The organism is Chamaesiphon sp. OTE_8_metabat_110 (assembly GCF_031382685.1).
GTDB lineage: Bacteria > Cyanobacteriota > Cyanobacteriia > Cyanobacteriales > Chamaesiphonaceae > Chamaesiphon.
In genome coordinates, this window is record NZ_JANMZA010000432.1 from 1 (window position 1) to 11,557 (window position 11,557).

General features: G+C 47.9%; 12 protein-coding genes. 4 read left to right on the forward strand and 8 right to left on the reverse strand.

Going from position 1 to position 11,557, the window contains the following annotated elements; all coding sequences use genetic code 11:
* The coding region (locus RMO52_RS15865; protein WP_310416015.1) for a DASH family cryptochrome at positions 1 to 1,066 on the reverse strand (1,066 nt) is incomplete at its 3' end.
* 258 nt (positions 1,067 to 1,324) lie between these two features.
* A complete protein-coding gene (locus RMO52_RS15870; protein ID WP_310416019.1) occupies positions 1,325 to 1,720 on the reverse strand; it encodes a PadR family transcriptional regulator in 396 nt (131 codons plus the stop codon).
* A gap of 262 nt (positions 1,721 to 1,982) precedes the next feature.
* Here RMO52_RS15870 and RMO52_RS15875 point away from each other — a divergent pair, with 262 nt between their 5' ends.
* The gene (locus RMO52_RS15875) at positions 1,983 to 2,555 is read left to right on the forward strand and encodes a DUF3611 family protein (RefSeq protein ID WP_309742523.1); all 573 of its coding nucleotides are present in this window, start codon (positions 1,983 to 1,985) and stop codon (positions 2,553 to 2,555) included.
* A gap of 11 nt (positions 2,556 to 2,566) precedes the next feature.
* On the opposite strand, the gene larE is transcribed toward RMO52_RS15875, so the two are convergent.
* Together larE and RMO52_RS15885 are read right to left on the reverse strand one after the other, a co-directional pair.
* Complete coding sequence (gene larE / locus RMO52_RS15880) at positions 2,567 to 3,388, reverse strand: ATP-dependent sacrificial sulfur transferase LarE (protein ID WP_310416023.1); 822 nt, start codon at positions 3,386 to 3,388, stop codon at positions 2,567 to 2,569.
* 78 nt (positions 3,389 to 3,466) lie between these two features.
* Complete coding sequence (locus tag RMO52_RS15885) at positions 3,467 to 3,727, reverse strand: hypothetical protein (protein ID WP_309742525.1); 261 nt, start codon at positions 3,725 to 3,727, stop codon at positions 3,467 to 3,469.
* A 71-nt stretch (positions 3,728 to 3,798) separates the two neighbouring features.
* Here RMO52_RS15885 and RMO52_RS15890 point away from each other — a divergent pair, with 71 nt between their 5' ends.
* Both RMO52_RS15890 and RMO52_RS15895 read left to right on the forward strand, forming a co-directional pair.
* The gene (locus tag RMO52_RS15890; protein ID WP_310416025.1) at positions 3,799 to 4,113 is read left to right on the forward strand and encodes a hypothetical protein; all 315 of its coding nucleotides are present in this window, start codon (positions 3,799 to 3,801) and stop codon (positions 4,111 to 4,113) included.
* A gap of 35 nt (positions 4,114 to 4,148) precedes the next feature.
* The gene (locus tag RMO52_RS15895) at positions 4,149 to 5,066 is read left to right on the forward strand and encodes a hypothetical protein (protein WP_309743809.1); all 918 of its coding nucleotides are present in this window, start codon (positions 4,149 to 4,151) and stop codon (positions 5,064 to 5,066) included.
* A gap of 297 nt (positions 5,067 to 5,363) precedes the next feature.
* Here the strand turns inward: RMO52_RS15895 and RMO52_RS15900 are convergent, their stop codons facing one another.
* From RMO52_RS15900 to RMO52_RS15915, 4 genes are all read right to left on the reverse strand, one after another.
* Positions 5,364 to 7,178, reverse strand: coding sequence for an ABC transporter ATP-binding protein (locus RMO52_RS15900; RefSeq protein WP_310416029.1), 1,815 nt, complete (start codon positions 7,176 to 7,178; stop codon positions 5,364 to 5,366).
* Between the two features lie 459 nt (positions 7,179 to 7,637).
* A complete protein-coding gene (locus RMO52_RS15905; protein WP_309738728.1) occupies positions 7,638 to 8,537 on the reverse strand; it encodes a CoA-binding protein in 900 nt (299 codons plus the stop codon).
* A 127-nt stretch (positions 8,538 to 8,664) separates the two neighbouring features.
* The gene (locus RMO52_RS15910) at positions 8,665 to 9,774 is read right to left on the reverse strand and encodes an ATP-grasp domain-containing protein (RefSeq protein WP_310416034.1); all 1,110 of its coding nucleotides are present in this window, start codon (positions 9,772 to 9,774) and stop codon (positions 8,665 to 8,667) included.
* Between the two features lie 313 nt (positions 9,775 to 10,087).
* The gene (locus RMO52_RS15915; RefSeq protein ID WP_309738758.1) at positions 10,088 to 10,924 is read right to left on the reverse strand and encodes a hypothetical protein; all 837 of its coding nucleotides are present in this window, start codon (positions 10,922 to 10,924) and stop codon (positions 10,088 to 10,090) included.
* A gap of 193 nt (positions 10,925 to 11,117) precedes the next feature.
* Between RMO52_RS15915 and RMO52_RS15920 the strand changes: the two genes are divergently transcribed.
* The gene (locus RMO52_RS15920) at positions 11,118 to 11,540 is read left to right on the forward strand and encodes a tetratricopeptide repeat protein (protein WP_310416037.1); all 423 of its coding nucleotides are present in this window, start codon (positions 11,118 to 11,120) and stop codon (positions 11,538 to 11,540) included.
* The last annotated feature ends 17 nt before the right edge of the window (positions 11,541 to 11,557 follow it).

Below are 11,557 nucleotides of genomic sequence, written 5' to 3' on the forward strand. Positions count from 1 at the left end.
CGCGATTGGACATATATCCAGTTGCGGCGATCTCGCGCATATTGGCATCTACCAATGGATAGCCCGTTTTACCTTCCCGCCAGAGGTCGAACCGCTCCCAATCTTGTTTCCAAGTTAGATCGACACCTTGCAGTCCGGTTAATTTAAACATACTCACGCCATGCTTGGCACAAATAAACCGAAAATAATCCCGCCACAACAATTCAAAAATCAGCCAATAAGTCGAATCATTTTCAATTCGCTCATCCTCGTATTTCCTAACTTGCTCGACGATATATCGCGGGGAAATACAGCCCAAAGCCAGCCAAGCCGAAAACTTGGAAGAATAATCAGCACCTAACATCCCATTGCGAGTTTCCTTGTAGATGCGTAACCTGTCATTTTGCCAGATGTACTCATCCAATCTCGCCCTTCCTGCCGTCTCGCCGCCGCGATATGCCAAAACACCCCGCGAGTCAACTGTGGGCGCGTCTAGCCCCAAATCACTCAAGCTGGGTAGCTGTTGCAGTGCTAGATCTGCTGGTAATGCTGGCAAAGTCTTCGGCGTGGGCAAACAAGAGCGAACCGGACTATCTCGCTCGACATCCTTGCGAAATTTGGTAAAGAGTTCGGGGAGATTGGGCAAGCTAAATGGCAGATCCTGAAGGTGATAAAGCGTCAGACCCCAAAAAGCTCGATAGTTAACATTACTCGCTTTGAGGGACGCTTCCAGCGGTTTGGTGACTGCTAATTCTTCGGCGGTAACTTCCTGATGACAGTAGACACCTGTAATCCCTAACTGCGCTACCAATTCGGGGATAATAACTTCCGCCGCGCCGCGCCTAATTACCAAATCGCTCCCGCGAACTTGCAATGAATGCTGTAAATCGGCAAGACTTTCTAGCAAAAACTGCGCTCTAAATGCGCCTGTCTTGGGAAACCCAAACTGTGTCTGTCCAAAATGGCGATCGTCAAAGCAATAAAATGGAATTACGCTCGCACCTTCCTTGAGCGCATGAACCAGTGGCTCGTGGTCGTGCAAGCGTAGATCGTTACGATACCAGATTAAAATCCGTTTGGTAGACATGATGAGTTTAGTTGACAGCTAGCACTGAGCGGCGGCGAAATGTGGACGATTAATTTGTGGCGGTAACGTGCGGGCAGGAATTCGCCCGATCGAGTAGTGTTGAGTGTTAGCCTGCGATCGAGATTCTTACCGCCACAATTTTAAGCTAACACATTCGATCGATAAAAAAGCAGGCTTATCACCTGCCGATCGAGTCTCCAGCCCAGCGGCTGTGCCAATAAATAGCTGCGAGTGTTAGTGCAGCTCGTCCGCTAATTCCTAGTTACCTAACGATAGCGCGCGACTATCGAAAGGTGTGGTGTCGGATGGGATAGAATGAGTATCGGCATATCGCTTCCAGAAATAAGCTAATTCCTTGGCTTGATTCGTCCATTCCGAGTCAATCTGATACATCCGACGCGGACGTCCACGACCTTCAACTTTTTTCCAGTAGCCAACAATCGTCCCGTTAGCTTCCAAAAACTTAATCGCGCTATATAAAACGGTATCCGAGAGCCGATAGGTTGAAGATTCATGCTCCAATCTAGCAATCAGTTCGGTACCATAAGAATCACCCTGGATTAAAATATCGAGAATGTAGCAAACCGCCAACTCCTGATTGAGATACAGTGGTGGTGGATTGCGGAAAAAGCAATAGATATCTTCAAAGTTCATAGCTGTTACCACCTTATAATATTGGTGTTCGATCTAATCCTCATCCAGCTCTAAGGCTAGATGCCGCGTCGATAGCGTCAGCACAGAGGATAGCAAATCGAGATCGGTCGATCGAAAGCAAGACAGGAAAACAATTGCGGCGGGCAACGGGGTTGAAAAATTGTGTGAGCAAATTTTAGCTACTCACTTTTTAGCTTAACTCATCCAATTTACACCCTGGGATAATTATTCGATTTTTTTACTAATTTCTTAATTATTGTTTATGTCAGACCTCGAAATTAATGGCAACGCGTCACAGAATGTCCGGAAAATTGCCGTCCAGCTCCGCAGAGTCGGCTGGGCGGGGTTTTGGCTGCAACTCGTCCTCGCAGTGGTGTCGAGTATCATTTTTCTGTTCTCCCTGCCCTTTGCGAGTAGCGGTGCCAGCAATCCCGGTACGGGTGGCAGTTTGCTGTTTGCTGTCGGTGGGTTGCTGATCCTCTACGCCAGTACTTACTGGTCGTTTAGATATGTGATGACCGCCCGCAAGCTGAGAAATCCCGATCTCCGTCCCAAAAAAGCCGAGACAATCCAAATCGTGCGCTGGGGTTTGCTATGTTCGATCCTGGGGATGGGATCGAGCGTGATGGGTGCCGAATCCATCGGCGGTACTCTCTTGGGTAAGTCGCTCTCTATCGCGATACCAGGGGCGATATTTAGTCCCGATGCGTTGAGTAAAATCATTCAACCTTTGGATATTTTCATCGTGCTGGCAAACACCCACATCATTACCGCTCATTTTATCGGCATTGTCTGCTCGCTATGGTTGCTCGACAGGCTCAATAAACAAGGCTAGTCGCTGGGTAATTACCGATTACTCACAAATTGGGATAGCACCTGATTTAATTTACCGCTCCGATATCCTTCCAAATCCAAAGTCACGTAAACAAATCCGAACGATCGAAATGTTTGGGTCAACTCAATCAAATTTGTACTCGCGACAAATTGCTGAATTAACTCGGCTGGCAACTCGATTTTAGCAGTATCCTCACTCGATCGCACCCGTACATTTTCATAACCCAATCGCCGCAAATAAATCTCTGCTCTGCCCACGCGATTTAACTTCGGAATCGTAATCTCCTCACCATAAGGAAACCGCGAACTCAAACAAGGTTGAGCGGGTTTATTCCAACACTCTAATCCGATCGATCGAGCAATCTCGCGCACTTCCATTTTTGTAATCCCGAGTTCTGCTAATGGCGACCTAGCTCCCCGCTCTTTCGCCGCTTGGATACCAGGACGATAATCTTGTAAGTCGTCAGCATTGACACCATCGACGACATATTGATAACCAAGTTTTAAAGCTAAAGGTTTGAGTGTATCGTGCAATTCGCTTTTGCAAAAATAACACCGATTTACCGGATTTGATGAATAATTAGGATTATCCATCTCGTGAGTTTCGACAATCTCATGAGCGATGCCAATTGATGTTGCTTGTGCGATCGCATCTTCAAGTTCTTCAGGTAATAGAGATGGCGATTTAGCAGTTACAGCCAAGGCTCGATCGCCCAAAACATCGTAAGCAACTTTAGCGACTAAGGTACTATCAATTCCTCCCGAATAAGCAATTAACGCTCGATCCATTCCAATAAATAGATGGCGAAGTCGTTCTATTTTTAGTTCTAACATGCGCTCGAATTAATCTTGCCTAGTGACGATAGCTACCACTGCCAATTATATCAAATCTTTGGGATCGGGCTGCTAATTTCAACCGCCCCAACCATCCCCACCATCGAAATCGATGATGCTGATGCGCGTCTGCGAGTTGTGCTTTTGCCGCTGCTGGTGGAGTTCTTTTTCGGCTCTGATGCGATCGCGCATTTGTTCGTATTCGCGTTCGGCTGCTGCGAGAGCTTGCTTCTTTGATTCAGGTAAAGTCTCGCTATGAATTGGCTCCCGACAGTTGCTACAGTAACCCAGTCGGAGGCTGAGAATCAGTGCCTCGCATTTATCGCATTTGTATGACATACTTCTCACTAACTACTCGACAAGCTATCCGCACTTAGTATACCCAGCCGCTCTCAAATTTAACGATCGTTATGATAACCAATCCTCTGCCCGATCGCGAAGATCTCTCCATCCCCGAAAGCCTGTCTCAACTGGCAATTCAATTGGGACAGCCCCTAGATCGAGCCACAGTCGAGGACATTTACCATCAGGCTCAGGATCTCCTAAGTCACATTTCGCCGACCCCAGTGACGCTGGCGCGCGTCGCCGGAGTGCTATTGGTGTACCAGATCCAAAGTCCAGCAGCCGAAGAATTGCAGTGGTTTAACGCTCAAATCCAGCAATGTGTAGATGAAGAAGAGGTCGAAGAATCGATCGAGTCCCTGCATCGGGTGGATGCTTTGTAGTACGCGATCGATCGCCTCGATCGAATTATTAGTTAATGGCTCAATACAAACACGACAGGTTTTTTAAGTTCTACGTCCAAGCTCTGTACAAGACCAAGGGCGAAACGTTCAAAAATATCCAGGTTAGAAATGATGAGGATCTAGAAATCGATTGTATGTTTGTGACACAGTCCGATAAATTTGGCTGGCAACAGGAAGATTTAGGCTTGTTCGACCGCTTAATGAAACAGCATCCGACGATAATAGTAGAGCATTATAGCGGGTATCTCAACCAGAAGAATCTCAACGTTTCCATCACTAGAAAAAATCTCTACTGGGAACCAAAGGAATCAGAATTAATCGAAGCTGCTCGCGTTGAGTTACAACTGAAAAAATCCGAGCAGTTACCACCGGATGCAAAAGCACAAATTGAAATTCAGAATCCATTTACTTGGATATTAGCAGTAAATTGTGGCGATAAGTTATTGAATTTGTGTGAGGCGAAGCCTTTGAGTGAATATGGCACGGGGGTATATGAGCTGTCAAAGTTCCTGCGGATGGGGATTGTGGTTATCGACAGATTACCCGACGGTGAAGATACGCTGTGGTTGAAGATGTTGGGGGACAAGGATTCGGTGCGGCGGGCGTTTGGGGAAATCGAGCAGTTATCGCCAGAGCGACGGGAGAAGAATGATATAATTAAGACTAGTCTCAAGTATTGTGTCTACCTACGGGGATTACCTGTAGAGAGTTTGACTACCGAGGAGCAAGAGTTTATGAGAACGATGGAACAGGTTGATGCTTGGTTTGATGCTGAGATTGCTGAAGCCGAGCAGAAAGCACAAGAGAGAAAGCAACAAGAGATTGCGCTGAAGATGTTACTTAAAAATATGCCCCTGGCAACAATTGCCGAACTTACTGAATTAAGTATGGAGCAACTACAATTTCTACAATCGCAGCCAAGAAACAACTAAACAATCGCGATTTCTAGCTAATTAGAAGATCGAGCCTAACAGCAAGGAGCGAATTATTGGCTCGATCGATTGTAACTTTCAAACCGATCGCTCGATTTAAGTCGAGTATCATCATTGGGATCGAGTTTAACAGCGCAGTCAAGCGATGAGACTAACTATCATCGGCAGATGTTTTTTATTTTGCTTATTTACATTGCAAATATTTGGGGTCAGTTTATCCGATTGCAATTTTTCTTCTGATAACCGGGAGCGTTGGGAGCCGGATAAATATCGGCTAAGATTGCCTAGTCAAAGCATTTATGACGGTAAGACTCCAGACTCTTGCAAGGCGTGCAGCTTGGCATACACACCATGCTGCTGCACCAGCTCATCGTGTGTCCCCACTTCGACAATGCGACCTCGATCCAAAACCACAATTTTGTCAGCATCTCTGACGGTACTGAGTCGGTGCGCGATGACGAGCATCGTTCTGGTGCCCGAAATCGAGCGCATGGCAAGTTGAATGGCACGTTCTGACTCATAATCGAGACTGGATGTAGCCTCATCAAACACCAACACATTCGGATTGACAATGAGAGCGCGGGCGATTCCCAGCCGCTGCCGCTGTCCCCCCGATAGGCGCACGCCGCGCTCTCCCACCACTGTGGCATACCCCTGGGGTAGCTCGTGGATAAATTCATCGACCCGCGCCATTTGACAGGCTACAGCCACTGCATGGGCATCGGCGGTAGGATTACCATAGCGGAGATTATCCATAATCGTACCGTTGAAGATATCGACCTCCTGATGGACGATCGCCAAGCGCGAACGATATGGGCCGATTGCCAACGATCGGACATCCGTACCATCGATACAAATTCGCCCCTGAGTTGGCTCGAAGTAACGCAGTAATAGTTTCACGAGTGTAGACTTGCCCGAACCAGATTTACCAACCAGCGCGACAGTTTGATACGGCTCGATCGTCAGATTGATATCGTGTAAGATCGGTCGGTCTGGGTCGTAACCGAAACTGAGCCGATCGAACTGGATTTTACCTGTAAAATTAGCTGCCGCCAATCGAGCGACCGAGTGGAGATCGATCGCATCGGTGCCGACTGGCTCGTGCATAAACTCATGGAAACGCAGCATCGAGGCATAGCGGCGGGCTAGAAACTCTGCCAAGATACTCAAGGGTTCTAACTCGGCATAAGCCATGCTAGAGACTGTTAGTAACGTCACAAAATGACCTAAAGACAGTTCGCCGCGCAGGGTGGCGAGGAGGGTCATCACCAGTACGCCAAAGATGCAGCTTTGAACCGTCGTGCGCTGCCACATATTCAAGCGCACGTAACTCCGATGGATGCGGTAAAGTACGACTGTTAACTCTCGGTCTAGACGTTGCCGCTGTCGAGCGAGTTCGTAAGGTTCGGCGGCGAAAGCTTTGACGGTTTTGATATTGGTAATAATTTCGGAGGTACGGCTTTCGGTATTCTCCATGTAGCTATCTAAGAGCGCCTCGCGTTTGATAATGTAGCGCAATCCTTTGAGGCTAAAGCCTAAAATAGCCGTAAATGAGAGGGCAAAGGCGATGCCAATCCGCCACTCCATCAGACAGATCGCGATAAAAATGCCAAATACTCTCACTAACTTGGGAATCAACTGTCCCGCAATTTCTGGATAAGTCCAAGTGTGGTTGGTTAACCCGCGTGCGACCCGTCCGGCAATCCGACCGGGGTTATTTTCATCGTAAAAAGATAGAGGCAAGGTGAGAATTTTTTGAATCGTTAGATCGGCCCGATCGCGCCTTGCTCGCAGCGGGATCGCCCAGTGAAACCAACTGCCAATCCACGGCTGAATCGGCGCACGCACGACAGATACGACAAACACGATCGCCAGCAGGATGATTAATGATAATTCAGTTGATGCTGGCAGATTGAGGCTGGTGGCGACCGCGCCGATGAATGACATCAAAGGTCGATCGAGCGGTTGCTTGGACAAGACATTGAGAATTTGACCGATCGCGTAGGGGACGGTTAAATCCACAACCTCGAACAGACTAGTTGCGGCAATACTAATGAATGCGATCTTCCCGTAACCGCGAAAATACCCAATCATATCCCGATAAGATGCCATGACCTGACTCCTAAAATCTACAGATTAGCGGCCAGCGATTTTGCACCTTAGAGCCTAGAAACAGCAGGCGATACATAATTAAATCGCCCTCACCCCGCCCTCGCCTCCGGCTCTGGCTCCCCTCTGTCTTGTCTTGACGCGCTCGACCTGGAGGGAACCTCCGTGATGAGCGCGTCGCTGATTCGCTGAACCGTCGGGGAACAAAGGCGTGCGCGAATCGCTCCCAAGCTTGGGAGCGGCGTTTTTATGTCTAGGGTTCCCCCCGAATAAAAAAGCGGATTGATTTTCGGTCGGGTTTCCCGACCATGAAAATCAACCAAGCAACGACAAGACAGAGGGGTTGGGGGTGAGGGCAAAGGGCTGGCATTTTACATTTAATTTCGCCTAGCTACTTAGCATACTCAGTTTAAGTGCGATCGAGCGCTATCCACTATTCACTAGCCACTATCCACTCAGTTGTCACGCTTTCTGTGCTAACTTTTTCAACAAACTGGGAATTTGGCCGATCTTTTTGGCAACGGGAATTTTGGCGCGTTTGTAAGTCTCGATCCGTTGTTGGATCGTATCGGCATTGTGAATCGGCTTGGAAAGTGTATGGCTCAGGACGATCGCCGCATCGGTGAGCGGGTGTGGTGTATTGGCATGAATCCCCGCTAAATAGGCAACGACAGGTTTACCCTGTTGTGCCAGCAGATAAGCTGCTGTAGCTGCTTCTGAGTCCCAGCAAATATCGCCGACAAGGACGATCGATTCGGTGAGCGGGTCAGACTGAAGCCACTCCAGCCACAGGCGACAGGAGGAGCCAACCAGCGGATCGCTACCGATATGAATGACGATCGATTGACCTAAGTTTGCCTGATTTAATTCGCTCGCAATTTCAGCAGTTAAGCTCTGATTGCGGCTGATAATTGCCACTTTACCAGGGCTAAATAATTGCGGCTGATAAATACCCAGCAATAATCGATCGGGAATGATAATCCCTGCGCTGCCAGTACCGAGAACCAGTGTATTGGTAATACTCGCTTGCCGTAAGAGTCGAATCATATCCAGCGGCGGTACACCCCTAGTAATCACGATCAGTTGGGGAATCCCGGCGGCAATCGCTTCGAGCGCGGCATCGAGTACCTGATAAGCAGATACAAAAATTAAGCTAGTCTCGATCGGCCCTAATACTGATTGAGCCTGCTCTACCAAGTCAAACATCGGCAAATCGCCCAGCTTTTGCCCTCCCTGTCCCGCACTCACAATCCCCGCGATTTTGGTACCGTAAGTTTGCATCCGACCGATTGCTGCCAGCGCCAGCGGGTTATCGATGCCTTGAATTAAAACGCGGCTATCTAGTTGCAGATCGATGGTCATTTAGATGGGGGATGGTAGATGGGAGATGGGTAAGAGGTAAGAGGTAAGAGGTAAAAGGTAACTGCGAGCGCGATATTCACTCAAACATTTCTTCCTAAAGCCTAAAGCCTAAAGCCTAAAGCCTAATTCACTGTTTTGCAATTGCCAACGTCTGAGCGATCGCCCGATCGAAATTGGTCACGAGTTTAATCGATAATGGCAACAGCCCTGCAAGCCTGTCGCGATCGTGTTCTAATACTCGCCAAATTGTCGTCAGGTGCTGAAAATGGGGAAAATATTGGATGACTTGTTGACAAGCATCGATCTCACTCCCGACAAAATCAATTAATAAAACATTGACAACAGGTGCCTCATCTGGAGGCTGGCTAGTAGTAGCATTTACACCAATGCGATCGAGGGCGATCTGAATTTCTTGAGTACAAGTCGGATCGACGACGATACATTGCGCCACTCGACCGTCACCTTGAGCGATGCCATCCAGCATCGCTAGCGCCAAGCCATTGCCACTACAGAGGATGCTGATATTCCCCGCACTGGTAAATAATGGCGATAGTGTCCCCAATCGATTGCGGGCGACATCGACAACTTGCCACGGCTTGAGATTGGGATGTCTCCCTACAGCATAATGGTTAACACTCACTTTGCCATCAAGTGCCATCACCGCGCCATTGCGATCGATCCCCAAGGGATTGATTTCTACCAAGTCGAGATCTTGCGATCGCATCAAGATATACATCTTCTCGATAATCTCGCTCACCGCCAGCATCAGATCGCCCTGAAGTCCCATTTTGAGCGCCAGCCGCCGCGCGTAAAATGAGGAAAACTCATCGTAGACGACGACTTGCTGAATTTGATTCAAAATGGCATTAATATTCATCCCGCCGTCTGTAGAACCCAGCAGCACCGGACGACAAGCCAATCTGTCGATCACGATCGCCAGATAAAATTCCTGGCTGGTATTGTATTTAGCTTCTGCTAGTAGCACTTTGGGATATTCACCCAAAATCGGCAAATTAAAGATCGTCCGCGCCGCCGCGATCGCATCGATGGTATTCTCCACAAATCTAATCCCGCCAGCCTTCCCCCGATTGCCGACGCTAACTTGCGACTTTAACACGATCGGATAGGGAATCCGCAATGCCTTGAGATCTGTCGGTCGATCGATCCGTTGCGAGGGTAAAACCGGAATTCCGACCTCTCGAAATAATTCTTTAGCTTGGTACTCTAGTAAATCCATGCAGCGGGGGAGAGGGGAGAGGGTAAAGGGTAAAGGGTAAAGGGTAAAAGGTAAAAGGTAAGAGGGATAGCTTGATTATGAGCGGCGATCGGCTAATAATCTCATTAATAATTTAGTACATATTCGCTAGCGATCGCTGCAATTCTATTACTCACATCTTGCCCCAGCGACGCGCGCTCTTCGGCTTTGCCGAGGGTTTAGCGCGTCAAGACAGTATCTAAAAATAGACTTAAAATTTACTTCTATGTACTATCCACTATCCACTATCCACTAAAACACTATTCACTTTGTTTTAAAGCAAGATGTGCGGAAACTAGTCTTTCAGCGGTGGTTCTGCTTTAAGTTCGCCATTAGGGCCGATCGTCACCTTACCACCAATAGCTCTGATTTCGACGATCGCCCGTTTAATCACAAATTCATCGATAGCCGAGCTGAGTACCATATTCCAGGTATCGAACCGTGCTTGTTTACTATCGGGATTACGGGCTAAATAGTTAGCAGTATTTTGGGATAGTCGCGCCACATTTTGGGCTTCACGGTCGGGATGCACTCGCGCCCACGCAGCCGCCGTTGCCATTGAAGTACGAGCATCCTGAACTCTACCTAAAAATAGTAACTCATCGATCGCCTTCATTCGCCAAATATAGTAACTGCGAGCGGGCACATTGGGAGACAATGACTTCAATCCTTGATTCATCAGCGCGACGGCGCGTTCTGGTTGCCCGGAATAGAGGGAACCCGTACTAGAGAGGTAAATATAAGCATACAAAAATCTGGGGTCGCGATCGAGAATCGCTTCAAAATGCTCGATTACTGCTCCATAGCCAGCTTTTTCACGGACTTCAGTATCGCCAAAGTACTGAGCAAAACCCATAAAATGCCAATTGGCAACTACATTATCAAAGCCAAACGTCGGCAATGTTTTGGCGATCGCTAGTTGAGCTTTGAGCTTGGCTTCTTCTTGTTGCAGTACTGGCTTAGTCAAGTTTTTTCGCTGATACTTGAGCACTGCTAATTGAGAGGTTTGCAGATAGATAATGACGGCAAATGCGCCGCAAATACTCGCGACTTGGATGAGGGTAGTCGGTGAGAGCTGGGATAATTTTGCCCTAAATTTATCCCAAACTGAAGTTGGTATAGATACTGACATAGATTTGCTAACTTTGCTCCAAAATGATAGTTAATAGCTGAAAATTGGTAACTTAGATAAATAGCTCTAGTCCGATGACCCTTGTGGTCTTGCCTGCTCGCCGAGACGCCATGCGTAACCGAGAGCCTGCGTGCGCTTACGGCAATCGAGACCCCAGAGCCACACACATCAATTGCCAGGAGTAAAGTTAATTATGGAAAATAGCAAAAAAAGTATTTGGACAAAAGTATTCATAATTAGCTCTGGGATTGCTTTTATGGGTACAAGTTTACTCAGCATCAGCGGAATGATAAGTCAATCGAACCAACCCACCGCCAGTGAAAATGCCGCCCAATCTCAGAATGCCCAACTTCAAGCCGAAGAGAAAGGTTTTGCCGCAGTTTTAAAACGCGAACCCAATATTCAAACCGCACTGCGCGGTTTAGTCCAGATTCGGCTGCGCCAAGGGGATGCCCCCGGTACCAAAGCCGCACTCGAACAACTCGTCAAACTCAATCCCACTAACAAGGAATACAAAGAATTACTCGCGGCTATCGATAAACAGATGGCGGAGCCTAAAAAAGTGGGTACTCTAAAACCAACTGAGCCAAAGCAACCAACTCAACCAGCAAAATAATTACAATTTACTGAGTG

Coding starts and splice junctions, on each gene's coding strand:
- RMO52_RS15870 (WP_310416019.1), bottom strand. CDS start 1,720: ATGAACTTTGAAGATATCTATTGCTTTTTCCGCAATCCACCACCACTG.
- RMO52_RS15875 (WP_309742523.1), top strand. CDS start 1,983: ATGTCAGACCTCGAAATTAATGGCAACGCGTCACAGAATGTCCGGAAA.
- larE (WP_310416023.1), bottom strand. CDS start 3,388: ATGTTAGAACTAAAAATAGAACGACTTCGCCATCTATTTATTGGAATG.
- RMO52_RS15885 (WP_309742525.1), bottom strand. CDS start 3,727: ATGTCATACAAATGCGATAAATGCGAGGCACTGATTCTCAGCCTCCGA.
- RMO52_RS15890 (WP_310416025.1), top strand. CDS start 3,799: ATGATAACCAATCCTCTGCCCGATCGCGAAGATCTCTCCATCCCCGAA.
- RMO52_RS15895 (WP_309743809.1), top strand. CDS start 4,149: ATGGCTCAATACAAACACGACAGGTTTTTTAAGTTCTACGTCCAAGCT.
- RMO52_RS15900 (WP_310416029.1), bottom strand. CDS start 7,178: ATGGCATCTTATCGGGATATGATTGGGTATTTTCGCGGTTACGGGAAG.
- RMO52_RS15905 (WP_309738728.1), bottom strand. CDS start 8,537: ATGACCATCGATCTGCAACTAGATAGCCGCGTTTTAATTCAAGGCATC.
- RMO52_RS15910 (WP_310416034.1), bottom strand. CDS start 9,774: ATGGATTTACTAGAGTACCAAGCTAAAGAATTATTTCGAGAGGTCGGA.
- RMO52_RS15915 (WP_309738758.1), bottom strand. CDS start 10,924: ATGTCAGTATCTATACCAACTTCAGTTTGGGATAAATTTAGGGCAAAA.
- RMO52_RS15920 (WP_310416037.1), top strand. CDS start 11,118: ATGGAAAATAGCAAAAAAAGTATTTGGACAAAAGTATTCATAATTAGC.